This is a genomic window from Sphingomonas sp. (genome assembly GCF_017304615.1).
Classification (GTDB): domain Bacteria; phylum Pseudomonadota; class Alphaproteobacteria; order Sphingomonadales; family Sphingomonadaceae; genus Sphingomonas.
Map to the genome: position 1 here is coordinate 1,056,500 of NZ_JAFKLZ010000001.1, position 22,801 is coordinate 1,079,300.

Below are 22,801 nucleotides of genomic sequence, written 5' to 3' on the forward strand. Positions count from 1 at the left end.
GCCCCACGTTAGGCACTGCGGCGCGGCATTGAAAGCGGGCGGGAGCGGTTATCCACAGCGTTCGTCGGTTCCGCGCGATGGCTTGCGAGCGCGCCGGCGGCGATGATCGCGGGCCAGAAGATGAAGCCGTTCATCGCGGCGTCCAAGGCGGACAGGAGCGCAACGATCGCGACCGCGCCAACCATCCCCAGGACACCGCCTCGGACAAGCGCCAGGACCGGCGCAATCAGCATCACCGCCACGACCAGCGCCAGCCCGATCAACCCGAACTGCCCGACCACCAGCATCGGCACGCCCCAAGGCCGGAACCCGACCGGCGTCCACCAATCCCAACGTCCCCAGCCGATCAGCAAATGCTGGTGGATCAGCGGCATGACTTTCTGGTCCTGCGACACGCGCCAAAGCACCGATCCGCGGCCGGTGCCGCGAACAATCGCCAGGATATGCGCACCCACCGAAGTATGCCTCGCGATCCGTTCGAACGGGACGAGGCCCGATAGGTAGAGCGCTGCGCCCGCCCCGGCGGCAACCGCGCCCGTCTTCCACCAGCGTGCGGGGATGCGAACGCGACCGCTCAGTGCGATCACGCCTATTGCCAACAGGATGATGGCCCCTACCGACTGGCTGACGAGCGACGCGACAATCAGGACGATCGCGGCGGCTCGCCATCGATATTCTTGTCGCGCCAGTGAGAGCGCCGCCACCGCCGCCATCGCCATCCAGACGCCATATTGATTGCCGTCTTCGAACATCGCGAGCGGGCGGTAGCCGATGTAGCGGACGATTCCGTCCATGCTGAACGGGTGGCGACCGTAGAGCGACGTGTAAACGATCGGGCCCGTGACCAGTTCGAGGAGAGCGACCGGGAGAAGGGCGACGCCGCTCCAGGCAATCGCGCTCAACAGCGCCGCAGCGCCATGCTTGCCGACGAAATAGAGTTTGCCGAGCAGCCAACTGCCGCCCCAAGCGGCGATCAAATAGGCAGCGGGCGAAAGCCCCGCCGCCGGATCGCCCGTCGCCATCGCCCGGACGAGCGGCCAGGCGCACCATGCAACCATCGCAATATCCAGAGGCCGCAATCGGAGCGTGGCCCAGCGCCGGAAATCCACGATCAGGCTGGCGAGGCATGTCAAAAGCGCCACCGCCGCCGCCTTGCTGACCATCATGTTGGACGGCAGCACGAGCCCCATGATCCTGATCGGGGTATTGTCCATCGACTGGATAAATGACGGATAGGAGGCGACCGGAAGGATCAGCCAGCCGCCGAAATAGCTCCACGCCGCCGCCTCGCGCGCCGGCCTCAACACGAACAGCGCGACAGCGACGGCCGCGAAGCCAGCGTAGACCAAGGCTATACCGTGCGTGTCGATCGCCCTATCCCCCTATCGCCAGCTTTGGAGCAGTGATGAACGCCACGCAACTCGCCGGGACGATCGCCTGTGCCACCGCGGCACTCGCCTGCGCGTCGCGACGGGGTGTGCGCTGGTATGTGCCCTCCGCCGCATTCGCCCTGATGGTCGTCGATCTGCAAGTTCAGGGGCGATATGCCGTGCGGACGATCGTGGAGAACTTCCTGTTCGCCCACGGCCTGGCAGCAGCGAACAGAAGACCGTTTCAGGTGATCGTGCTGATCGTCGCGGTGGTTGCGCTGGCATGGCTCATTCGACGCTTCGCACGAGGCCCCGGAGGCCTGCGCGAAGCGCGGCTGGGGGCGATCTTGATCCTTGCATTGTGGGGACTGGAAGCGGTCTCGCTCCACCAGACCGATCACATCATGTGGTTGCAGGCAGGGCCGATCCTGCTCGGCGGGTGGCTGTGGATCGCGGCAAGCGCGCTCGCGACGTATGGTGCATTGTTCGGGCGCGGACGCCGTCGCTGATCACAGCAGCTTTTCGATGTCCGCCGCAATGTCCTCGGGCTTGGTCGTCGGTGCGTAGCGTTCAACCACCTTGCCGTCGCGGCCGATCAGGAACTTGGTGAAGTTCCACTTGATGCCGTCCATTCCGACGAACCCCAGCATCCCGGGTGCCTGCTTCTTCAGCTCGTTATAGAGCGGATCGGCGTTCGACCCGTTGACATCGATCTTCGCGAAGACGGGAAAGGTCACGTCGTAGGTCAGCGAACAGAAATTCGCGATCTCCTCGGCGTTGCCCGGTTCCTGCGCACCGAACTGATTGCACGGAAAACCAAGCACCTCGAAGCCCCGGTCGGCATATTGGCGGTGCAGCGCCTCCAGCCCCTCATATTGCGGGGTAAAGCCGCATTTCGACGCGACGTTCACCACCAGCAGCACCTTGTCGGCGAACTCGCTTAGGTCGACGTCGCCGCCATTCGCGCCCTTGACGTGGAAATCGGTGATCGCGGTCATTGGCCTCTCCCTATCCGAGGCGCCCGTCATGCAGGCGCACCACGCGGTCCATCTTTGCGGCGATGCGCTCGTTGTGTGTCGCGATCAAGGCCGCCGATCCTTGCTGCCGCACCAGCCGCAACAATTCGGCCAACACGACATCTGCTGTCGCTTCGTCGAGGTTGCCCGTGGGTTCATCGGCGAGGATAAGTGCGGGGCGATTGGCGAGCGCGCGGGCGACGGCAACGCGTTGCTGCTCGCCGCCCGACAGTTGGCTTGGCTTGTGGGTCAGACGGTGGCCGAGACCGAGAGAGGTCAGCAACTCGGTCGCGCGCGCGTCGGCGTCGGTCCGCAACGCGCCATGGACGAGCTGCGGCAGGACGACGTTCTCGATCGCGTTGAAGTCGGGCAGCAAGTGATGGAACTGATAGACGAAACCGAGTTGGTCGCGCCGCGTCATGGTGCGCGCTGCGGCATCCTGCTGCGCGACCTCGACCCCGGCGATACGGATCGACCCGCCAAAGCCGCCCTCCAGCAGGCCGACGGCCTGAAGCAATGTCGATTTGCCCGACCCGGACGGACCGAGCAGGGCGACGATCTCGCCGGGCGCAATCGACAGGTCGACGCCGCGCAAGACCTCGATTGTTTCCCCGCCCTGGCTGAACGAGCGCGTCAGGCCGCTGGTGGCGAGAACCGGGACGCCGTCGGACGCGGCAAAGCCGCCCCGGTCGTGCGCCGCTTCGCTTGCATCACTCATAACGAAGCACCTGCACGGGGTCGGTGCTCGCCGCCTTGAACGCCGGATAGAGCGTCGCCAGGAACGTCAACAGCAAGGCGATTAGCACGACGGCGGTGATCTCCACCGGGTTGGGCTTGGACGGCAATTCGGTCAGGAAGCGGATCGACGGGTCCCACAGATTTTGCCCCGACAGGCGCTGAACGAAATCGACGATCGGCTGGCGGAAATGCAGCAGCACGAAACCGAGGATCAGGCCCAGCACCGTGCCCAGCGCGCCGATCGACGTACCGACCGTCATGAAGATCCGCACCATCGCGCCCCGCGTCGCCCCCATCGTGCGCAGGATCGCGATGTCGCGCGTCTTGGCGCGGACCAGCATGATCAACGACGAGGCGATGTTGAACGCGGCGACCAGGATGATGATGCACAGGATCACGAACATCGCGACCTGCTCGACCGCGAGCGCTTCGAACAGTTCCGAATTCATCTGGCGCCAGTCGTTGATGACCGCCCGACCCTCGACCTTCGCCGCCAGCGGACGAAGGATGTCGCCGACCTTGTCGGGATCGTTCGTCTTGACCTCGATCATGCCGACCGTGTCGCTGGGCAGCAGCAACAGGGTCTGCGCGTCCTCCATTGGCATCAGGACGTAGGACTTGTCGTAATCGTACACCCCGACCTCAAAGATCGCGCCGACGGTGTAGGCGACCATCCGTGGCACGGTGCCGAACGGCGTCGACTGGCCGGCGGGGTTCCAGATCGTGATCTGGTCGCCGATCCGCGCGCCGAGCGACTCGGCGAGCCGCGATCCGATCGCGACGCGGTTGCTGCCCGTCGTGATATTGGCGAGATTGCCGACCACGACATTGCCGGAAACCGCCTTGTTCTTGCGGATGTCGTCGACCTGCATCCCGCGCAGCAGGATGAATTCGACCCGGCCGTTGAAGGTCGCCATCAAGGGCTGTTCGATCAGCGGCGTCGCACTGACCACCCCCGGCGTCGCCTTCGCGTCGGCCAACACGGCGCGCCAGTCGCGCAACTGACCGTTATAGCCCTGGACCACGGCATGGCCGTTCAGCCCGACGATCTTGTCGAATAATTCGGCGCGAAAGCCGTTCATCACGCTCATCACGATGACGAGCGCGGCGACGCCGAGCATCACCGCGACCAGGCTGAAGCCCGCGACGAGCGCGATGAACCGCTCGCCCTTGCCTGGAAGCAGGTAGCGCCGAGCGATCATGCGTTCGTAGCGCGACAGGAGTATCAAACGTTCCTCACAAGTCCGCCCCCGGATGGCGTTGCTCTAGGGGGCGGGGCGGTGGCTGGCAACCAAGGCGATGCTGTGGCGGATTCGACACAGGGATGCCGCAATCGGTGACCGCGCCCCCGTTTTGCGATGACAAATCCGCCCTCCGAGCCTAGCAACCGTTCTCACGAAACGCAGGTCACAGGCCGTGGTTCGGGGATTGCTTTCTGCTCCGCCTCACAAGGCGTGCGGGCGAAAGCTTCAAGGGGGCTGACGAGCAATCGTCACGCAGGCGACCGGGTCGGAAACGATCCGGTCGTTTGCGTTTAGGCTAAGCTGATTAAGCGAGCTTGATCAGCGGTGCGCACCGCGCATCGCCCAAACCGGCCGCCGGACCGCACTGCGGCCCGAGCGACGGCGGTTCGGCCGACCGGCGCTTAATTCGAAGGGAATGAGGGTCTTCTCCGAGCTTCCAGTAAGAAGAAGACCCCCACCCCCTTTTTCCCGCTGGCGCGGGATTCGCTTAGAAACTGACCCGGAATGTCGCGCCGTAGGTGCGCGGGTCGCCGGGTTGCCCGACGATCAGGCCGGTGCTGCCCGATTGCGTGCTCAGCAACTCGAAATAATCCTGGTTGAAGACGTTCCGGACCCAGCCGTAGAGGTTCCACTTGTCGGTGCGGAAACCGGCTCGGACGTTGGACAGCGAATAGCCGTTGATGTCGGTGTAGAGCGACCGTGAGGGGTTGGACGAGAATTTCGACCGCCAACTGCCGTCATAGCCGACATACGCCTTGCCGTCGCCGACCGGCACGTTGAACTCGCCGCCCCAGGACAGCGCCCATTTCGAGATGCCGGGCAGAATCTGGCCGGAAATGTCGCAATAGGCCGGGCTGCGCCCGCCGGGTGTGCCCGCCGGATCGGTCACGCCGCCCGGGGCGGTCGCGGTGCCGCCCGACAGTTCGGGCGGGCACGGCGCGTTCTTGAAGTCGGTATATTTGGCGTCGGTAAAGGCGCCATTGAAATAGAGGCTGAGCTGCTTCGACGGGCGGAACGACGAATCCCACTCGACGCCGCGCACGCGCACTTCGCCAGCGTTGGAGAGGTATCCGCGGATCACGTTGATCGCGTTGTTGTTCACCGTCGCCTGATAGTCCTTGATCTGGTCCCAGAAGCCCGCGACGTTCACCGTCACCTTGCGGTCGAAGAACTGCGTCTTCAGCCCGACTTCGAAATGGTTCACCTTTTCGGGCTTCACCGTCTGCGTGCTGAGATCGACGCCGGTGCTGGTCGAATTGAGGGGCAGGCCGGACAGGTTGATGCCGCCCGATTTGAAGCTGCGCGCGTAGGTCGCGTAGAAATGGACATCGTCCGTCGCGTCATAAGAGACCGTGAAGTCGCCCGACACGTTCCACGCGCTGAACCGCGGGCTGTAGCGTTGCGGGGCCAGCGTGTTGATCTGGTTCTGGAACGTCGTGCGCCCCGCGCTGGGGTTCGGGAACGACGCCAGCAGCGCCGCGACGTTATCGGCGGTCGCGGTGAAATTGTACTGGCTGTTGGCGATGCTGACGACCGATTCGTAGAACCCCGATTTCTTGTCGAAATTGACGCGAAGGCCGGGCTGCAGATGCAGCTTGTCGGTCACCGCCCAGTTGAGCTTGCCGAACACCGCGAAGCTGGTGTTGTCGAAGCTGATCGTATTGGTCGACGTCAGCCCGTTGAGCACGTTCGGGTTCGACGCATCGGCCCCCGACAACAACCAACGGCTCGCCGCCGTCCCCTGCACCTGAGATCCTTGCGTGTTGATCGTCTGGTGGAAAAAGAACGCGCCGAGCGTGTAATTGAGCTTGTTCTTGCCATTCGACGAGATGCGCAGTTCCTGCGACCATTGCTTCTGCTGCGACGGGTTCTGCGACACGGTGGTGATCGGCAGGCCGATGAAGTCGCGATCGTTGGCGGGCAGCCAGTCCCAGTAGCGCCATGCGGTGACCGACGTGATCGTCGCCGGGCCGATATCCCAATTGCCGACCAGCGAAACCCCGCCGACTTCCTGCCGCGAATTGATCGTCGCATCGAGATCGGTCACGCGATCGAACGGGTTCGTGCTGGGCGGCGCATAGCCGAGTGCGGCCGCCAGTGCCGTATATTGCCGCGCCAGCGGACGCTGCGTCGCGCCGACACGCGCATAATATTGGATGCAGCAATAGGGGTTCTGCAGGCTGAAATCGCCCGACAGGGTCAGGTCAAGACTGGGCGTCGCTTGCCACAGCAACTGCCCGCGCACGCTGAAATTGTCCTGCTTCTGCAGGTTCTCGTCCTTCTTCGTGTCGTAGATCGTGCCGCCGCGCTTGGTCACCGACGTCGATACGCGCACCGCCAATTTGTCGGCGGCGATCGGCGCGGAGGCCGAGCCCTTGATCTGCACCAGCCCGTAATTGCCGGTGCTGATCTCGAACGTCGCCTCCGGCTCGAAGCTCGGCTTCTTGGTGGTGATGTTGACCGCGCCCGCCGTGGTGTTCTTGCCGTAGAGCGTCCCCTGCGGCCCGCGCAGCACCTCGACACGCTCAACATCGACAAAATCGAAAGTCGAAGCGCCGACACGGCCGATATAGACTTGGTCGATATACAGGCCGACACCCTGTTCGATGCCGTCATTGGTCAGGCCGAATGGCGCGCCGAGACCGCGGATGTTGATCGCCGAATTGCGCGGGTTGCTCGAATAGAATTGCAGCGCGGGCTGGAGCGTCTGGAGCCGATTGACGTTGAACGCGCCGGTGTTCGAGATCGTCTCGCCACTCAGTACGGCGACCGCGATCGGCACGTTCTGCAACCGCTCCTCGCGGCGGCGCGCGGTGACGACGATGTCTCCATCGGCCTTTGGAGCGGCCTGGGGATCGACTTGCGAGTCTTCCGTCGCCGATGTTGCAACCGGCGTCCGAGCCGGTGCGGTATCGGCCAGCGCGATCGCTTGCGGAGCGGCGGCGGACAACAGAAGCGGAAGCGTCGCGAGCATCATCGATTCCCCTGGTTTCTCGATGGAGCTAAATCCCCACTTAATTGCTATGAATAAAAGCAAGTTCGCTTGCGTGGCAGGCCAAGCGAAACTTTATCGCAATTGAAATTGCACGATATTTTGTCCGACCCGCCCTCTTGAACATGCGACAGGACCCCCCAGATAAACGGTGACGCGACGCCCGGATGGGGTCGCGTCGTTCGTGAAATCGCTCTTTTGGAGGATCACAATGCGACAGTTCGACCTGACTCCCTATCGCCGCTCGACGATCGGCTTCGACCGCCTGTTCGACATGCTCGAGGCGTCGGCGCGCCAGACCGGCGACAATTATCCCCCGTTCAACCTCGAGCGCACCGCCGAGGACCATTACCGCATCACGCTCGCCGTCGCCGGTTTCCGCCGCGACGAGATCGAGATCGTGGCCCAGCAGAACCTGCTGACCGTCAAGGGCAAGAAGGACAAGGACGGCGACCAGTCGGCGTTCCTGCACCTGGGCATCGCGACGCGCAGCTTCGAGCGCCGCTTCGAACTGGCGGACTTCATCCGGGTCGAGGATGCGCGGCTGAACGACGGGCTGCTGACGATCGACCTCGTCCGCGAAGTGCCCGAGGCGCTGAAGCCTCAGACCATTGCGATCAAGACCGGCGCTCCGCTGGCCGCGATCGAAACCGACGTCGTCGAGGAAACCAAGGCGGCGTAACGCTCAGGCGCTTCCCCGCTCCCTTGGAAAGCGCCGAGAAGGCGTCCGGGCCAGAGGGCTCGGGCGCCTTTCGTTTTTGTCCCCAGAGGGCACGCAAAGAAAAACGCGCTCAGGCCGTGACCCGAGCGCGTTTTTCTTTGTCTTGTGTATGCGGCCGGATTGGCCGCGCACTCGATCAGTTCAGGCGGCCAGCAACTCGCCGGCCTTGCGGCGGCGCAGGCTGGCGCCCATCAGGCCGAAGCCCATGATCATCATCGCCCAGGTCGCCGGTTCAGGCACCGCCGGAGTCGACACGGTGAACGACGACAGCTTGAAGCCGTCGTTGCGATCGCTCGTCAACTGCGACGCGCTGACCAGCCAGACTTTCGAGAAGCCCGTGGCGCTGTCGGACAGGTAGGTCGAGGACGAATTGCCCGCCGTGTTCGACCACGCGCCGCTATAGCTCGTCAGGTTCATGTTGGCGTTCCACGTCACCGGCGCGATGCCGGCGCCGTTCGAGAAGCTGATGTCGCTGTCATAGACGTTGTTGATGCCAAACATCGCAACGTTCACGCCGTCCAGGTGAACCGCAGTGTTGAACTGCAGCAGCACGAAGTCGGTGTAGCCGTTGACGTTGTCGATCTGGTGGAGGTTGCCGCCACCGTTCTGGTCTTGCAAGCCCGTCACGCCGAAGCCGTGGTCATAGGCACCGAGGAAAGCGGACGTGATCGCGGTGGTCGTCTGGTTGATCTGCCAGGCGCTGATCTTCATCTGCACCGACGAACTGGTCGTGCTGTTCAGCGTGACCGTGTTACCGTACGACCCGTTGGTCGAGGTGCACGCTGCGGTGGTGCTGGTCGCGCTCGAGGTGCAAATACCGTTGAAGATATAGGTCGCGGCCTGCGCGCTCGCAGGAGCAAGGAACGCCAACGCGGCGGCGGCAACATAAGAAAGCTTCATTTCAACCCCCAAAAGGAAACACAGCCCCCTCCCCGGGGACACAGATTCGATACGGGGGCTTTATGATTTATTTACCACGATGAATAGGATTGATGCGTCGCCGACTGTTCAACTTCGGGACGATTTAAAGTCGCTAGACTAGGCGACTCTTGTTTACCGCCGCCGCAATGAAGCTCGCGAACAGCGGATGCGGATCGAACGGCTTGCTTTTCAGTTCGGGATGGAACTGGACACCGACGAACCAGGGATGATCGGGCCGCTCGACGATTTCCGGTAGCATCCCGTCCGGGGACATCCCGCTGAAGACCAAGCCGCCTTTTTCCAGCGCGTCGCGATAGCCGGTATTCACTTCGTACCGATGGCGATGACGTTCCGAAATGCTGGTCGCGCCGTAGATCGAGGACACGACGCTGTTTCCGTCCAGCTTCGCTTCATACGCGCCGAGCCGCATCGTGCCGCCCAGATCGCCGCCAGCCTCGCGCTTTTCGACGCCTTCCTTGGTCATCCACTCGGTAATGATCCCGACCACCGGTTCTTCGGTCGGGCCGAATTCGGTCGATGACGCCTTGTCGATGCCCGCCAGGTTCCGCGCGCCTTCGATGCACGCCATCTGCATCCCGAAGCAGATGCCGAAATAGGGCACGCCGCGTTCGCGCGCGAACTTGACCGAGGCGATCTTGCCCTCCGCCCCGCGCTCGCCGAACGCGCCAGGCACGAGGATGGCGTGGAGCGGTTCAAGATGCTGGGCGATGTCGCTGTCGGCGTGCTCGAATATCTCCGCGTCGATCCAGCGGACGTTGACCTTCACGCGGTTCGCGATGCCACCATGGACGAGCGCTTCGTTGAGCGACTTGTACGCGTCCTGCAAACCGACATATTTGCCGACCACGCCGACCGTCACTTCCCCTTCGGGATTGGTCAGCCGATCGGTGATGTCGGTCCAGCGCGAGAGATCGGGCTTGGTGCCGGGCTCGATCCCGAACGCGTTGAGGACCGCCTCATCAAGGCCCTCCTGATGATATTGTTCGGGCACTGCGTAGATGCTCTTGGCATCGAGCGCGGGAATTACCGCTTCCTTGGGCACGTTGCAGAACAGGGCGATCTTCGCGCGCTCTCCGGCGGGCAGCGGTTGCTCGCAACGGCAAACCAGCACGTCGGGCTGAACGCCCAAAGCAGCGAGCTCGCGCACCGAATGCTGGGTCGGCTTGGTTTTCAGCTCGCCCGCCGCCGCGATGTAGGGAACCAGCGTCACATGCACGCTGACCGAATTGCCGCGGCCGAGGTCGTTGCGGAGCTGGCGGATCGCCTCGATGAACGGCAGCGATTCGATGTCGCCGACCGTTCCGCCAATCTCGCACAGCACGAAGTCGAGATCGTCGGTCTCGTCCAGCGCGAAAGCCTTGATCGCGTCGGTGACGTGCGGGATCACCTGGACGGTCGCGCCCAGATAGTCGCCGCGCCGCTCCCGCTGGATGATCTGCTGATAGATCCGGCCGGACGTGACGTTGTCCGACTGCCGCGCCGCGACGCCGGTGAAACGCTCATAGTGACCGAGATCGAGATCGGTCTCCGCCCCGTCGTCGGTCACATAGACTTCGCCATGCTGATACGGACTCATCGTGCCCGGATCGACGTTGAGATAGGGATCGAATTTCCGGATGCGGACGCGATAACCGCGCGCTTGCAGGAGGGCCGCCAGAGAGGCTGCCATCAAACCCTTGCCAAGCGAGGAGACCACGCCGCCGGTAATGAAGATAAACCGCGCCATGGGAGAAAACGCCTAGCTTGGAATGGGGACGAACGGCAAGCGCGCGGATGCCCGCACCGGCAAATAAATTGCCGGCGCGGCGCGCGAAAACCGCAAAGTTACTTCTTGGGGGCGGTCGTATTGCCCTGTGGCGACGTTACGCCCGGGAAGCTCAAATTGGCGGGCGCCGCCGCATTGCCCGTGTCGCCGCCAAACGACCCGGCATTGGGCAGCGGCTGGTTGGGCGCCGGAGCCGTCGTCGGCGCGGTGCGCTTGATCGACGTGTCGACCGTCGTCGCGTGGCGCGTCGCCGCCAGAAAGGCGAGCGCGATCGACAGCACGACAAAGGCCGTCGCCAGGATCGCTGTCGAACGCGTCAGGAAATCCGCCGCGCCGCGCGCAGACATCAGCCCCGCAGGGCTGCCGCCGCCAGTCAGCCCGCCGCCCTCCGAACGCTGCATCAGGATGACCGTGACGAGCGCGAGCGCGATCAGGAAGTGGACGACGAGCAGGAAGCTGAACAGCATGGAAGGATGAATGCCTGAAATTGCGAAAGCGGGCACATAGGCGAGCGAACCGCCGCGATCAACCTGTCCACGAAGATGGCTGGTCCTGGTCGATCGTGTGACATTTCGTATCAATCCTGAAACCAACCAGCCTTTGCGCACGTTGTTACGGCACCGATCTCGTCCCGTTTTCGAGTAGTTGATGTGAGCAACGCAATGAACATCGCCGCGACTTTCGCCACCGCACCACTGACGCGGTGGATGAATACACTGGTCGATTATGTCCGGTCCGGCGAACCGGACCTGACCAATCGCCAGATGGCGCTATTGTTGGTCGTCTACCTCAGCCCGGGCCCCCATACGGTGCGTGGACTGGCCCGCGCGCTGAACGTATCCAAGCCCGTCGTGACGCGCGCCTTGAATAGGCTGGGCGCACTCGGCTATCTGCGCCGCCAGCGCGACGATACCGACAAACGCAACATCTTCATCGCGCGGACCACCGAAGGGGCAGAATTTCTTGAAGAATTCGGACAATTTGTGGGAGAAGGCGGCGCATCCCGCGCTCGCCGCGCCACCGCGTAAGAATTTCTCGTTGACCGGCCGGTCGGTCGCGATCGACCCGCGCCACAACGCTGTTCGCCCCGATCTCGCCGACGTCCGCCTCGCCGAATACGTATTCGCCCCCCACTACGCCGCGCCGATGACCTGTGTGGTGACTCGCTCGGTCGCGCTGCACGCCGAATCCTCGCCCGCGTCCGAAATTCTGGCAGAGTTGCAGCCGGGCGAAGCGTTCGAATGCCTGGAAGTCCTACGCGAAGTGGCGTGGGGCGTGTCGCCCGACCGGCGCCTTGCCGGTTATATCGACCGGGACGCACTGGATCAGGTCACGTGACCGTCAGCATATTTATCGACGGAGGCCACGGCACGACAGGCCTCGAGATCGCCGAGCGGCTCGGCGGGCGCGACGACGTCGCGTTAATCGTCCTGGACGACACCCGGCGCAAAGATGCCGCGGCGCGCGCCGAAGCGCTCAATGACGCGGATTTCGTCATCCTCTGCCTGCCCGACGATGCGGCGCGGGAGGCGGTCGGCCTGATCTCGTCCGCCCGGACTCGCGTGATCGACGCGTCCAGCGCGCATCGTGTCGCCGATGGCTGGATCTACGGCTTTGCCGAACTGGAGTCCGGCCAACAGTCCGCGATCGCCGCTGCCCCCCGCGTGGCCAACCCCGGTTGCTACCCGACCGGATTCCTCGCTTTGGTCCGACCGCTGGTCCGCGCGGGACTGATTCCTTCGGGCTGGCCGCTTAGTGTCAACGCGATGTCGGGCTATTCGGGCGGCGGCAAATCGATGATCGCCGAATTCGAGGGCGGCGAGCCCCCTACCCGTGCCCGCGCCTATGGCCTCGACCTCGCGCACAAGCACATCGCCGAGATGCGCAAGCATGCCGGGCTCGATCACTTGCCAATCTTCCAGCCCGGCGTCGCCGACACCTATCGCGGGATGATCGTCGAGGTGCCGTTGCCGCTCCATGCGCTGCCCGGCAAGCCAACGCTGGCGCAGATCGAAGCGGCGCTGAGCGAAGCCTATGCCGGATCGCCGATCGTCCACGTCGCGCCGGGCGACGTCAAATTCGTGCGGATCGAGGACGATGCGGGAACCGATCGCTTGACGTTGCGCGTTTGCGGGAACGACGCGAACGGTCAGGCGCGCCTGATCGCGACGCTCGATAATCTCGGCAAGGGCGCGGCGGGCGCGGCGGTACAGAATCTCAACATCATGGCCGGGTTCGATGCGACCGCTGGCCTGACGCTCTAGAAGAAAGGCTTACGATGCCCGGAACGCGCCAGCCGCTCGACAAACTGTTGCTGTTCGGGGCGACCGGCGACTTGTCGCAGCGCATGCTGCTGCCGTCGCTCTACGGGCTGGACGAGGACGGGCTGCTCCCCGGCGGCATGAAAATCACCGGAACCGCGCGCACCGTGTTCGAAGACGGCGCGTTCCGCAAATTCGCGAAGGATGCGCTCGAAAAATACCTGCCCGAGGATCGCAAGGACAAGGACAAGATCGCGTCCTTCCTGAAGCGTCTAAACTATCAGGCGCTCGACGCGACCCAGCCCGAACATTTCAAGGATCTGTCGGACGAACTCGGCGACACGTCGAAGGGCATGGCGATTTTCCTGTCGACGGCGCCCAGCCTGTTCGAACCGACGATTAAGGGGCTGAAGACTGCCGGATTGGCGCATGGCAATGTGCGGATCGGGCTGGAGAAGCCGCTCGGCTACGATCTCGCCTCCAGCCGAGAGATCAACGACGCGGTCGCCGCGGTTTTTCCCGAGGACCGGATTTTCCGCATCGACCATTATCTGGGCAAGGAAACCGTCCAGAACATTCTGGCGCTGCGCTTCGGCAATTCGTTTTTCGAGCCGGTGTGGAACTCGCAAGGCATCGACAATATCCAGATCACGATCGCCGAGACGGTCGGGCTGGAGGAGCGCGCGGGCTATTATGACGGCGCGGGCGCGCTGCGCGACATGATCACCAACCACGCGCTTCAGCTCCTCGCGCTGATCGCGATGGAGCCCCCTGCGCGCTACGACAAGGATGCGATCCGCGATGAAAAGGCGAAGGTGTTTCGCTGCCTGCGCATCATGTCGCCCGCGGAAGTGCCGCAGAACACCGTCACGGGCCAATATGGCCCCGGCGCGGTCGATGGGCAGATCGTTAAGGGCTACCTCGACGAACTGGGCAAGCCGTCGGTCACCGAGACCTTCGTCGCGATCAAGGCCAATATCGACAATTGGCGGTGGCAGGGCGTGCCCTTCTACCTGCGCACCGGCAAGCGCATGGCGGTGCGCCGCAGCGAGATCGCGATCCAGTTCAAGCCGGTGCCGCATTCCATGTTCGCGGGGCGCGGCGGTCTGCTCCAGCCCAACCGGCTGACCATCCGGCTGCAGCCTGAGGAATATATTCAGATGCTCGTGATGGCGAAGGAGCCGAGTCTGGACCGCGACGGCGTGCACCTGCGCGAAGTGCCGCTCAATCTCAGCCTCGACGCCGAATTCGCGGGCACCCGCCGCCGCATCGCCTATGAACGCTTGCTACTCGATTTGATCGAGGGCGATCAGACGCTGTTCGTGCGCCGCGACGAGGTGGAGGCGCAATGGACTTGGACCGACGCGATCCGCGCCGGATGGGCCGCGAACGATATGAAACCCAAGACCTACGCCTCGGGCAGTTGGGGGCCCTCCACCTCGATCGCGCTGACCGAGCGCGACGGCGTGACCTGGCAGGACGACTGATCGACCAAATCCGTCACCCCGGACTTGACCCGGGGTCCCGCTTGATGCGTTGAAAAACAAGAAGCGGGATGTCGGATCAAGCCCGGCATGACGCAAGGGAAAGCACAGAAATATGGCCGTGAACGAAGAGATCGAATGGTGGGACTATGAGGATGCGGAGGAGATGGCCGAAGCCGTCGCCGGCGACATCCAGTTCATCATCGAAAGCGCGATCGACGCGCGCGGCGCCGCGGTCATCGCGCTCGCGGGCGGCAAGACCCCGCTCCCCATCTACGCGCTCCTGAGCGAGGCCAAGCTCGACTGGAAGCGCGTGACGATCATCCCCGGCGACGAGCGCATTGTGCCGTTGGGCGATCCGCTATCGAACGTAACATCCCTCGCCCGGACATTCCTGCCCAAGGGTGCGCGAGTGATGCCTATCGTGCCGACCGCGACCGCGGATTATAAGGCTGCGGGGCGTTCGGCCGATGCGCTGATGCAAGATCTCCACTGGCCGCTCGACCTGTGCCTGCTCGGCGTCGGCGGCGACGGGCACACGGCGTCGATCTTCCCTGGCCCCGATTTCGACGAGGCGCTGAACGGACCGAAGGAACGCCGTGCCTTGGGCGTGATGCCTGAACCGCTGCCAGCCGAAGCACCGGTCGCGCGCGTGACGCTGAGCCGCGCGGCGATCGTGTCGTCGGCGTCGGTGATGATCGCCGTGACGGGCGCGGCCAAGAAGAAGGTGATCGAGGACGCGATCAGCCAGGGCGCGGGTTCGCCCTATCCGATCGGCCGCGTGCTGGCCGACACCGAATTGCCGGTCGACATCCACTGGGCGCCGTGACTATCGGCATACGTATGTGACCGCCACCCCGGTCTTGTGCCGGGGTCCGCCGAGCCGCAAAGCGTCAGGGCATGAGGGATAGACGATGAACCCCGCCGTTTCCGCTGTCACCGATCGCATCATACAACGCTCGCGCACCGGGCGTGCGGCCTATCTCAACCTTATCGCGCGCGAACGCGACGCCGGGCTCAAGCGCCCGATGCTCGGCTGCGCCAACCTCGCGCACGGCTATGCGGGGACCGAGGAAGATCGCGACGCGATGAAGGCCGATCGCGGCATGAACATCGGCATCGTCACCTCGTACAACGACATGCTGTCGGCCCACGCGGTCTATTACCGTTACCCCGAACAGATGAAGGTGTGGGCACGCGAAGCCGGGGCGACGGCGCAGGTCGCAGGGGGCGTGCCCGCGATGTGCGATGGCGTGACGCAGGGCTATCCGGGCATGGAGCTGTCGCTGTTCAGTCGCGACACGATCGCGCTCGGCACGGCGGTGGCGCTGAGCCACGGCATGTTCGAGGGCGCGGCGCTGCTCGGCATTTGCGACAAGATCGTGCCGGGGCTGCTGATGGGAGCGCTGCGCTTCGGGCATCTGCCGATGATCCTCATCCCCGGCGGCCCCATGCGCACTGGCCTCGCGAACAAGCAGAAAGCCGCGGTGCGCGAAGCGTTCGCCGAAGGGAAAGTCGGGCGCGAGGAACTGTTGGACGCGGAAATCGGCGCCTATCATTCGAAAGGCACCTGCACCTTTTACGGCACCGCCAACACCAACCAGATGATGATGGAGGTAATGGGCCTGCACATGCCCGGCGCGGCGTTCGCCAATCCGGGTACCAAGTTGCGCCAGGAGCTGACGCGCGCGGCGACCCATCGTTTGGCGGCGATCGGCTGGGACGGCGACGATTATCGCCCGCTCGGACATTGCGTGGACGAGAAAGCGATCGTCAACGCCGCAGTCGGCCTGCTCGCGACGGGCGGCTCGACCAATCACTTGATCCACCTGCCCGCGATCGCTCGCGCCGCCGGGATCATGATCGATTGGGAGGATTTCGACGCGCTCAGCCGGGCCGTGCCGCTGGTCGCGCGCGTCTATCCCAACGGCTCGGCCGACGTGAATGGGTTCGAGGACGCCGGCGGGATGCCATTCGTGATCCGCGAGCTGCTAGGTGCCGGGTTGCTGCACGGAGACATCCTGACCGTTGCGGGCGACTTCGCGGATTACGGGAGGCGACCGGTGGTCGAGGGCGACGGCCTGCGCTGGGAAGATCCAGGCGCGAGCGGTGACGACACCATCCTGCGCCCCGCCTCCAATCCCTTCTCGCCCGAAGGCGGCTTCCGCATCCTCGCCGGCAATCTGGGCCGCGCGTGCATCAAGGTGTCGGCGGTCGATCGCGAACGGTGGATGATCGAAGCCCCCGCCCGCGTGTTCCACGACCAGGCAGAGGTGCAGGCGGCGTTCAAGGCTGGCGAACTCGACCGCGACGTCATCGTCGTCGTCCGCTTCCAGGGCCCGCGCGCCAACGGCATGCCCGAACTCCACAAGCTGACCCCGCCGCTGGGCGTCCTGCAGAATCGCGGGTTCAAGGTTGCGCTGGTCACCGACGGTCGCATGTCGGGCGCATCGGGCAAGGTGCCGGCAGCGATCCACTGCTCACCCGAGGCGCTGGGTGGCGGGCCGCTCGGCAAGGTGCGCGACGGCGACGTGATCCGGCTCGATGCAGTGAACGGCACGCTCGAGGCCCTGGTCGATGCGGTCGAATGGGATGGGCGCGAGCTCGCCGAATGCCCGCCAGCCGCCGAGGGCATGGGCCGCGAACTTTTCGGGCTGTTCCGCGGCGCGGCTGACGAAGCCGAACTCGGCGCGTCGGCGATCTTCGCGGGAGCCGGTCTGTGACGGAGGTCGTCGCGGTCGATATTGGTGGCACCCACGCGCGCTTCGCCATCGCCGAGGTGGCGGGCGGCAAGGTCGTTTCGCTCGGCGATGTGGTGACTCAGAAGACCGCCGAGCACGCGAGCCTGCAGACCGCGTGGCAGGATTTCGGCAAACAGGCAGGTCGTCCACTGCCCAAGGCCGCGGCGATCGCGGTGGCCTCGCCGGTCGGCGGCGACGTCATCAAGCTCACCAACAATCCGTGGATCATCCGCCCGGCGCTGATCCCTGAACGGCTCGGCGCTGACACCTGGGTCATCGTCAACGATTTCGGCGCGATCGCGCACGCCGTGGCGCAGTTGCCCGACGCGGATTTCCTCCACATCTGCGGACCCGAGCGGCCGCTGGCGCGCGACGGCGTAACCTCGATCTGCGGGCCCGGCACCGGCCTGGGCGTCGCGGGCGTGCTCCATGCGGGCGGAACCTATCACGTGATGTCGACCGAAGGCGGGCACGTCGATTTCGCCCCGCTGGACGCGTTCGAGGATGCGATGCTCAAGCGGTTGCGCAACAGCTTCACGCGCGTGTCGGCCGAGCGTGTCTGCGCCGGCCCGGCTATCGTCGCGATCTACGAAACGCTGGCGGAGATCGAGGGCAAGGCGGTGCGGCACCTCGACGACAAGGCGATCTGGGGGCTGGCGTTCGACGGCAGCGACAGCCTGGCGATCGCCGCGCTCGACCGTTTCGTCCTCGCGCTCGGCGCGTTCGCAGGCGACCTTGCACTGACGCAAGGCGCGAAGGACGTCGTCATCGCCGGCGGGCTTGGCCTACGGCTCAAGGATCACTTCGCCCGATCGGGCTTCGCCGAACGCTTTACCGCCAAGGGCCGGTTCCAGCAGATGATGGCGAATACGCCGGTCAAGCTCATCACTCACCCCCAGCCCGGCCTCTATGGCGCCGCGGCCGCCTTCGCGCAGGAGCATTCCAATGACTGACGGCGTGAACGACATCGAACGCATCATGCTGGCCGCGCCCGTGATCCCGGTGATCGTGATCGAAGACCTCGCCACGGCGCGTCCGCTCGCCGAGGCGTTGGTCGCGGGCGGCCTGCCGGCGCTCGAAGTCACGATGCGCACGCCCGTGGCGCTCGACGCGATCCGCGCAATGAAGGAGGTCCCCGGCGCGATCGTCGGCGCGGGGACGGTGGTCAACACGGCGCAGTTCGAACAGGTGATGGACGCCGGCGTCGAATTCATCGTCTCGCCGGGGCTGACCGAACGACTCGCCCAGCCGATCATCGCGAGCGGCGTGCCCTACCTTCCGGGCATCGCCAATTCGGCCGACATCATGCGCGGGCTCGATCTCGGCCTGACGCACTTCAAGTTCTTTCCTGCCGAGGCGAATGGCGGGCTGAAGGCGCTCAAGGCCCTCGCGGCACCCTTCTACCAGTGCAAATTCTGCCCAACCGGTGGAGTCAGCGAAGCGAATGCGCCCGACTGGCTGGCGTTCGACCCGGTGCTGTGCGTCGGCGGCAGCTGGGTGTGCAGCGGCACGCCCGAAGAGGTCGAGGCGAAGGCCCGCGCTGCGGCAGGACTGCGCGCTTCCTGATCAGCAGAAGCCCGTTTCGCCCCGCTGGCACCGTATCTGCCGCCATTTGGCGACGTTCGCCGATTGCTGTTCGAGCGTGTCGGAGAACACGCTGCCCCCCGTCCCGTCCGCGACGAAATACAGCGCGTTCGAGTCCGCCGGATCGAGCACCGCGTCGATCGAAGCGCGCCCCGGATTGGCGATCGGCGTCTTGGGCAACCCAGTCATCGTATAGGTATTATACTCGTTCTTCGCGTTCTTTTCGGACAGCAGGATGCGCCGGCCGAGCGGCTTGCCGAACGTCACCGGATAGATGATCGTCGGGTCGGCCTGGAGCATCATCCCCTTCTTGAGCCGGTTCGAATAGACGGCCGCGACCATGCGGCGCTCGTCGGGCTTGCCGGTTTCCTTCTCGACGATGGAGGCGAGGATCAGCGCTTCCTCCGGCGTCTTCACGACCAGCCCCGGCTTGCGCTTGGCCCATGCCTTGGCGAGGTAATCCGTCATCGCGCGCTGCATCTGCGCGACCACCGACGCACGCGTATCGCCGCGCTGATAGCTGTAGCTGTCGGGCAGGAGCGATCCTTCCGCGGGCCGGGCAATCGTCCCGGTCAATTCGGGCGCCGCCATGATGCGTTCCTGCGCCAGGATCGACGGCAAGCCTTCGGGAATCGTCACGAAGCGCTGGAGCGTCTTGCCGCCCTGCAGCACTTTCAGGACATCGGCTGCGCTGAGATGCGCCGGAATGCCGAATTCGCCGGCCTTGATGCCTTCGCTGCCGCCCAGAATCTTGGCGAACAGCACGAAGCGCGTGGCCGAACGGATCGCTCCCGCCGCTTCGAGCTGCTTGGCCGCTCCGTTCAGGCCTGTGCCCGGCTCGATCTCGACCGTCAGGTTACGCGGCGCGGGCCCGGCCCCGCCCCAATCATGGATCGCCCATACCGCAAACGCGATCAGGGCGAGAAACGTCAGGCAGCCGAAGCGGCGCATCGCCCTTCCCTCAGATCGCCTTCATCACCAGGCTGGCGTTGGTGCCGCCGAACCCGAAGCTGTTGTTGAGCACCGCCTTGACCTTGCGCTCCTTCGCCTTGTGCGGGACCAGATCCACGCCCGCGCAATTCTCGCTCGGATTGTCGAGGTTGAGTGTCGGCGGGACGATCTGGTCGCGCAACGCGAGGATGCAGAAGATCGATTCGACCGCGCCCGCGCCACCGAGCAGATGCCCGATCGCCGACTTGGTCGAGGACATCGACATATGATCGAGTTCGTTGCCGAACAGCCGCCGCACAGCGTTGAGTTCGAGTTCGTCGCCGAGCGGCGTCGAGGTGCCGTGCGCGTTGATGTAATCGATGTCGCCAAGGCTCAGCCCCGACTTCTTCATCGCCATTTCCATCGACCGATACGCCCCCGATCCCTCTGGGTGCGGCGCGGTCACGTGATAGGCGTCGCCCGACAGGCCGTAACCGACGACTTCGGCGTAGATTTTCGCGCCGCGCTTCTTCGCGTGCTCATATTCCTCGAGGCACACCACACCTGCGCCTTCGCCCATCACGAAGCCGTCACGCGCCTGGTCATAGGGGCGGCTCGCGCGCCATGGCTCGTCGCGGAAACCGGTCGAGAGGGCGCGGGCCTGCCCGAACCCGGCGATGCCGATCGGGCAGATCGCACTTTCGGAGCCACCCGCGAGCATCACGTCTGCGTCGTCCATCGCGATCATCCGCGCGGCGTCGCCGATCGAATGCGCGCCGGTCGAACAGGCCGTCACGACCGCGTGGTTCGGACCCATCAGCCCGTATTTGATCTGCACCTGGCCGGTGATGAGGTTGATGAGGCGGCCGTGGACGAAGTGCGGCGAGACTCGCTTCGGGCCTTTTTCCGCCAGCACCAGCGACTCGCTCTCGATCCCCGGCAGGCCGCCGATCCCCGACCCGATCGAACAGCCCGCGCGATAGCGCTCCTCCTCGCTCATCTCGGTCAGGCCGGCATCCTCCAGCGCCTGGCCGGCGGCGTCGATGCCGAACACGATGAACGGATCGACCTGACGCTGAATCTTGTGATCGACTCGCTTGCTCGCGTCGAAGCCATATTCGTGATCGGCCGGCTTCACTTCGCAGGCATAGTTGCTCTGGAAATCGGTGGCGTCGAACCGCGTGATCGTGCCCGCGCCCGATTTCGCGGCGATGATGTTCTTCCACGTCGTTTCGACGTCGGCGCCCAGGGGGGTCACCAGGCCCAGCCCGGTTACGACTACGCGGCGCATGCCAATCTCCAGATCATTGTCGTCAAAAGCGAAACGGCCCCCCGCCCTGGGTTGCCCGGGGACGGGGAGCCGCTCGTTACTCTATACCGCGGCGACACGCCACGGTGCGGGCTCAGCCCTGGTTCGCGTCGATATAGGTGATCGCGTCGTTGACAGTCGTGATCTTCTCCGCGGCGTCGTCCGGGATCTCGACCCCGAATTCCTCCTCGAACGCCATCACCAACTCGACAATGTCGAGGCTGTCGGCACCGAGATCGTCGATGAAGCTCGCTTCGGGCGTTACCGATGCGGCTTCGACGCCCAGATGCTCGACCACGATCTTCTTCACCCGGTCGGCAGTATCGCTCATTCGTCGCTTCCCTCTATTGTTCGGAGGGCGTCGCCTCCGGGGTTTCCTGAACGCACGTAGAACGCGGTGGGTGCCTGCGCAAGAGGGGCCTTGTCAGGCGGCGGCGAAGTCAGCTTTGTCGAATTCCAGTGCGGCCAACGTCGAGAACCAAAGCATCACCAGATATTTTCGCTTGGGATCAACCGCGGCAACCGCAACCGCGTCTTTGGCTTTGTTGGAAGGATCGCCGTCGACCAGACTGCGCCGATCCACGGCGGCCATGGCGGAATATCGCGTTGCCAATGCCACCGGATCGAACCCATTGCGCTTCAGGACCGGCTCCGCGCCTTGGCGCGTTGCCGTTGCCAAAGCATAGGACACGGCCAGCTGCGTGGCATTGCCCGACCAGCCATTGGCGTCCTGGCACGCCGCACGCGCCGCCAGTAGCGCGTCGCGATCATCGGCTATCGGGTCACCCGCCTTGCCAGCCTCCACGGCGGCAACCACGCGGGCACCGATCCGCTGCATCGCCGCCGGACCAAGTTTCGCCTCGATGCAGCCGATGTCGCCGTTCGCCGCCCAGGCGCTGCCGGGAGCGAACAAGGCCGCTGCGATCAACAGCGTCTTCACAGCATCGCCATCCCGCCATTGACGTGGATCGTCTGGCCGGTGACGTAACCCGCTTCCTTCGACGCGAGGTACACGACCGCCGCGCCGATGTCCTCTCCGGTGCCGAGGTCCCCCGCCGGAATGCGCGTCAACAGCGCGGTCTTCTGCGCCTCGGGCAAAACATCGGTCATCGCCGAGCGGATGAAGCCCGGCGCGACGCAATTGACTGTGATGTGCCGGCTCGCGAGCTCCTGCGCCAACGCCTTCGACATGCCGACCAGCCCCGCTTTCGACGCGGCGTAATTGGCCTGGCCCGGATTGCCCGTCGCGCCGACGACGCTGGTGATCGAAATGACGCGGCCATAGCGCGCCTTCATCATCGGCTTGGCGGCGGCGCGGATCAGGCGGAACGCGGCCTCCAGATTGACGCGGATCACTTGGTCCCACTCCTCGTCCTTCATCCGCATCGCCAAATTGTCGCGCGTGACGCCGGCATTGTTGACCAAGATGTCGAGCTTGCCACCCAGCGCCTCGACGGCTGAGGGCACGAGCGCATCGACCGCCGCGCCGTCGGACAGGTCGCATTGCAAGGCTACGTGATCGCCACCGAGCGATGCACGGAACGCCTCCAGCTTATCGGCATTGGACCCCGACACCGCGAGCCGCGCGCCTTGCCCCGCCAACGCCTGCGCGATCGCCGATCCGATCCCTCCCGAAGCGCCCGTCACCAGCGCGGTCATGCCTGTCAGATCGAACATTATTGGCTCCAACTTGGTGGCAACTTA

At 64.7% G+C, this 22,801-nt stretch carries 23 protein-coding genes; 10 read left to right on the forward strand and 13 right to left on the reverse strand.

The features are described 5' to 3' along the window. Positions 1-8: 8 nt before the first annotated feature. Positions 9-1,349, reverse strand: coding sequence for a hypothetical protein (locus J0J06_RS05320; RefSeq protein ID WP_294040289.1), 1,341 nt, complete (start codon positions 1,347-1,349; stop codon positions 9-11). 56 nt (positions 1,350-1,405) lie between these two features. Here J0J06_RS05320 and J0J06_RS05325 point away from each other — a divergent pair, with 56 nt between their 5' ends. Beyond that, positions 1,406-1,879: a hypothetical protein gene (locus J0J06_RS05325; protein WP_294040290.1), complete on the forward strand. Its 474-nt coding sequence runs from the start codon at positions 1,406-1,408 to the stop codon at positions 1,877-1,879. Here J0J06_RS05325 and J0J06_RS05330 read toward each other — a convergent pair whose 3' ends face one another. The 4 genes from J0J06_RS05330 to J0J06_RS05345 all read right to left on the reverse strand — a co-directional run bounded on the left by J0J06_RS05330 (position 1,880) and on the right by J0J06_RS05345 (position 7,342). Then, positions 1,880-2,368, reverse strand: a complete 489-nt coding sequence (locus J0J06_RS05330) for a glutathione peroxidase (RefSeq protein ID WP_294040291.1) — start codon at positions 2,366-2,368, stop codon at positions 1,880-1,882. It lies immediately after the preceding gene. A 10-nt stretch (positions 2,369-2,378) separates the two neighbouring features. Further along, complete coding sequence (locus tag J0J06_RS05335) at positions 2,379-3,104, reverse strand: ABC transporter ATP-binding protein (protein WP_294040292.1); 726 nt, start codon at positions 3,102-3,104, stop codon at positions 2,379-2,381. Then, the gene (locus J0J06_RS05340; RefSeq protein WP_294040843.1) at positions 3,097-4,350 is read right to left on the reverse strand and encodes a lipoprotein-releasing ABC transporter permease subunit; all 1,254 of its coding nucleotides are present in this window, start codon (positions 4,348-4,350) and stop codon (positions 3,097-3,099) included. Before J0J06_RS05340 ends, J0J06_RS05335 begins: the two co-directional genes overlap by 8 nt. A gap of 505 nt (positions 4,351-4,855) precedes the next feature. Continuing rightward, positions 4,856-7,342 (reverse strand): TonB-dependent receptor, encoded by a 2,487-nt coding sequence (locus J0J06_RS05345; RefSeq protein ID WP_294040844.1) that lies wholly within the window; start codon positions 7,340-7,342, stop codon positions 4,856-4,858. A gap of 229 nt (positions 7,343-7,571) precedes the next feature. Here J0J06_RS05345 and J0J06_RS05350 point away from each other — a divergent pair, with 229 nt between their 5' ends. Next, positions 7,572-8,042: an Hsp20 family protein gene (locus J0J06_RS05350; protein WP_294040293.1), complete on the forward strand. Its 471-nt coding sequence runs from the start codon at positions 7,572-7,574 to the stop codon at positions 8,040-8,042. A gap of 180 nt (positions 8,043-8,222) precedes the next feature. Here the strand turns inward: J0J06_RS05350 and J0J06_RS05355 are convergent, their stop codons facing one another. From J0J06_RS05355 to secG, 3 genes are all read right to left on the reverse strand, one after another. Then, complete coding sequence (locus J0J06_RS05355) at positions 8,223-8,981, reverse strand: PEPxxWA-CTERM sorting domain-containing protein (RefSeq protein ID WP_294040294.1); 759 nt, start codon at positions 8,979-8,981, stop codon at positions 8,223-8,225. 133 nt (positions 8,982-9,114) lie between these two features. Next, entirely contained in the window at positions 9,115-10,749 is a 1,635-nt protein-coding gene (locus J0J06_RS05360) for a CTP synthase (protein WP_294040295.1), read from the reverse strand. Between the two features lie 98 nt (positions 10,750-10,847). Continuing rightward, positions 10,848-11,252, reverse strand: coding sequence for a preprotein translocase subunit SecG (gene secG / locus J0J06_RS05365; protein WP_294040845.1), 405 nt, complete (start codon positions 11,250-11,252; stop codon positions 10,848-10,850). A 243-nt stretch (positions 11,253-11,495) separates the two neighbouring features. Between secG and J0J06_RS05370 the strand changes: the two genes are divergently transcribed. The 8 genes from J0J06_RS05370 to eda all read left to right on the forward strand — a co-directional run bounded on the left by J0J06_RS05370 (position 11,496) and on the right by eda (position 18,840). Next, complete coding sequence (locus J0J06_RS05370; protein ID WP_294040846.1) at positions 11,496-11,816, forward strand: MarR family transcriptional regulator; 321 nt, start codon at positions 11,496-11,498, stop codon at positions 11,814-11,816. Further along, the gene (locus J0J06_RS05375; protein WP_294040296.1) at positions 11,752-12,126 is read left to right on the forward strand and encodes an SH3 domain-containing protein; all 375 of its coding nucleotides are present in this window, start codon (positions 11,752-11,754) and stop codon (positions 12,124-12,126) included. The genes J0J06_RS05370 and J0J06_RS05375 overlap by 65 nt, the downstream gene beginning before the upstream one ends. Then, the gene (argC, locus tag J0J06_RS05380; RefSeq protein ID WP_294040297.1) at positions 12,123-13,052 is read left to right on the forward strand and encodes an N-acetyl-gamma-glutamyl-phosphate reductase; all 930 of its coding nucleotides are present in this window, start codon (positions 12,123-12,125) and stop codon (positions 13,050-13,052) included. Before J0J06_RS05375 ends, argC begins: the two co-directional genes overlap by 4 nt. Positions 13,053-13,066: 14 nt before the next feature. Continuing rightward, entirely contained in the window at positions 13,067-14,536 is a 1,470-nt protein-coding gene (gene zwf, locus J0J06_RS05385; protein WP_294040298.1) for a glucose-6-phosphate dehydrogenase, read from the forward strand. Between the two features lie 112 nt (positions 14,537-14,648). Next, positions 14,649-15,362, forward strand: a complete 714-nt coding sequence (pgl, locus tag J0J06_RS05390; RefSeq protein WP_294040299.1) for a 6-phosphogluconolactonase — start codon at positions 14,649-14,651, stop codon at positions 15,360-15,362. 85 nt (positions 15,363-15,447) lie between these two features. Continuing rightward, a complete protein-coding gene (edd, locus tag J0J06_RS05395; protein WP_294040300.1) occupies positions 15,448-17,256 on the forward strand; it encodes a phosphogluconate dehydratase in 1,809 nt (602 codons plus the stop codon). Next, on the forward strand, positions 17,253-18,227 hold the full coding sequence (gene glk / locus J0J06_RS05400; RefSeq protein WP_294040301.1) for a glucokinase: 975 nt from the start codon (positions 17,253-17,255) through the stop codon (positions 18,225-18,227). The genes edd and glk overlap by 4 nt, the downstream gene beginning before the upstream one ends. Continuing rightward, positions 18,220-18,840 (forward strand): bifunctional 4-hydroxy-2-oxoglutarate aldolase/2-dehydro-3-deoxy-phosphogluconate aldolase, encoded by a 621-nt coding sequence (gene eda / locus J0J06_RS05405; protein WP_294040302.1) that lies wholly within the window; start codon positions 18,220-18,222, stop codon positions 18,838-18,840. Before glk ends, eda begins: the two co-directional genes overlap by 8 nt. Here the strand turns inward: eda and mltG are convergent, their stop codons facing one another. The 5 genes from mltG to fabG form a co-directional block, all read right to left on the reverse strand. Then, positions 18,841-19,809, reverse strand: a complete 969-nt coding sequence (gene mltG, locus J0J06_RS05410; RefSeq protein WP_294040303.1) for an endolytic transglycosylase MltG — start codon at positions 19,807-19,809, stop codon at positions 18,841-18,843. 10 nt (positions 19,810-19,819) lie between these two features. Beyond that, positions 19,820-21,079 (reverse strand): beta-ketoacyl-ACP synthase II, encoded by a 1,260-nt coding sequence (gene fabF, locus J0J06_RS05415; RefSeq protein ID WP_294040304.1) that lies wholly within the window; start codon positions 21,077-21,079, stop codon positions 19,820-19,822. Positions 21,080-21,191: 112 nt separating this feature from the next. Further along, positions 21,192-21,428, reverse strand: a complete 237-nt coding sequence (locus J0J06_RS05420) for an acyl carrier protein (protein WP_146571264.1) — start codon at positions 21,426-21,428, stop codon at positions 21,192-21,194. A gap of 93 nt (positions 21,429-21,521) precedes the next feature. Then, positions 21,522-22,037 carry a hypothetical protein gene (locus J0J06_RS05425; protein WP_294040305.1) on the reverse strand — a complete coding sequence of 172 codons (516 nt, stop codon included), beginning with the start codon at positions 22,035-22,037 and terminating at the stop codon, positions 21,522-21,524. Then, positions 22,034-22,774 carry a 3-oxoacyl-[acyl-carrier-protein] reductase gene (gene fabG / locus J0J06_RS05430; RefSeq protein WP_294040306.1) on the reverse strand — a complete coding sequence of 247 codons (741 nt, stop codon included), beginning with the start codon at positions 22,772-22,774 and terminating at the stop codon, positions 22,034-22,036. The genes J0J06_RS05425 and fabG overlap by 4 nt, the downstream gene beginning before the upstream one ends. Positions 22,775-22,801: the final 27 nt, after the last annotated feature.

Excerpts from the sequence above, each read along its gene's own strand:
- J0J06_RS05330 (WP_294040291.1), bottom strand. The coding sequence starts at position 2,368 with ATGACCGCGATCACCGATTTCCACGTCAAGGGCGCGAATGGCGGCGAC.
- J0J06_RS05355 (WP_294040294.1), bottom strand. The coding sequence starts at position 8,981 with ATGAAGCTTTCTTATGTTGCCGCCGCCGCGTTGGCGTTCCTTGCTCCT.
- fabG (WP_294040306.1), bottom strand. The coding sequence starts at position 22,774 with ATGTTCGATCTGACAGGCATGACCGCGCTGGTGACGGGCGCTTCGGGA.
- eda (WP_294040302.1), top strand. The coding sequence starts at position 18,220 with ATGACTGACGGCGTGAACGACATCGAACGCATCATGCTGGCCGCGCCC.
- J0J06_RS05370 (WP_294040846.1), top strand. The coding sequence starts at position 11,496 with ATGAATACACTGGTCGATTATGTCCGGTCCGGCGAACCGGACCTGACC.
- fabF (WP_294040304.1), bottom strand. The coding sequence starts at position 21,079 with ATGCGCCGCGTAGTCGTAACCGGGCTGGGCCTGGTGACCCCCCTGGGC.
- J0J06_RS05345 (WP_294040844.1), bottom strand. The coding sequence starts at position 7,342 with ATGCTCGCGACGCTTCCGCTTCTGTTGTCCGCCGCCGCTCCGCAAGCG.
- J0J06_RS05325 (WP_294040290.1), top strand. The coding sequence starts at position 1,406 with ATGAACGCCACGCAACTCGCCGGGACGATCGCCTGTGCCACCGCGGCA.
- J0J06_RS05335 (WP_294040292.1), bottom strand. The coding sequence starts at position 3,104 with ATGAGTGATGCAAGCGAAGCGGCGCACGACCGGGGCGGCTTTGCCGCG.
- J0J06_RS05350 (WP_294040293.1), top strand. The coding sequence starts at position 7,572 with ATGCGACAGTTCGACCTGACTCCCTATCGCCGCTCGACGATCGGCTTC.
- pgl (WP_294040299.1), top strand. The coding sequence starts at position 14,649 with ATGGCCGTGAACGAAGAGATCGAATGGTGGGACTATGAGGATGCGGAG.
- J0J06_RS05360 (WP_294040295.1), bottom strand. The coding sequence starts at position 10,749 with ATGGCGCGGTTTATCTTCATTACCGGCGGCGTGGTCTCCTCGCTTGGC.
- zwf (WP_294040298.1), top strand. The coding sequence starts at position 13,067 with ATGCCCGGAACGCGCCAGCCGCTCGACAAACTGTTGCTGTTCGGGGCG.
- J0J06_RS05420 (WP_146571264.1), bottom strand. The coding sequence starts at position 21,428 with ATGAGCGATACTGCCGACCGGGTGAAGAAGATCGTGGTCGAGCATCTG.
- mltG (WP_294040303.1), bottom strand. The coding sequence starts at position 19,809 with ATGCGCCGCTTCGGCTGCCTGACGTTTCTCGCCCTGATCGCGTTTGCG.
- edd (WP_294040300.1), top strand. The coding sequence starts at position 15,448 with ATGAACCCCGCCGTTTCCGCTGTCACCGATCGCATCATACAACGCTCG.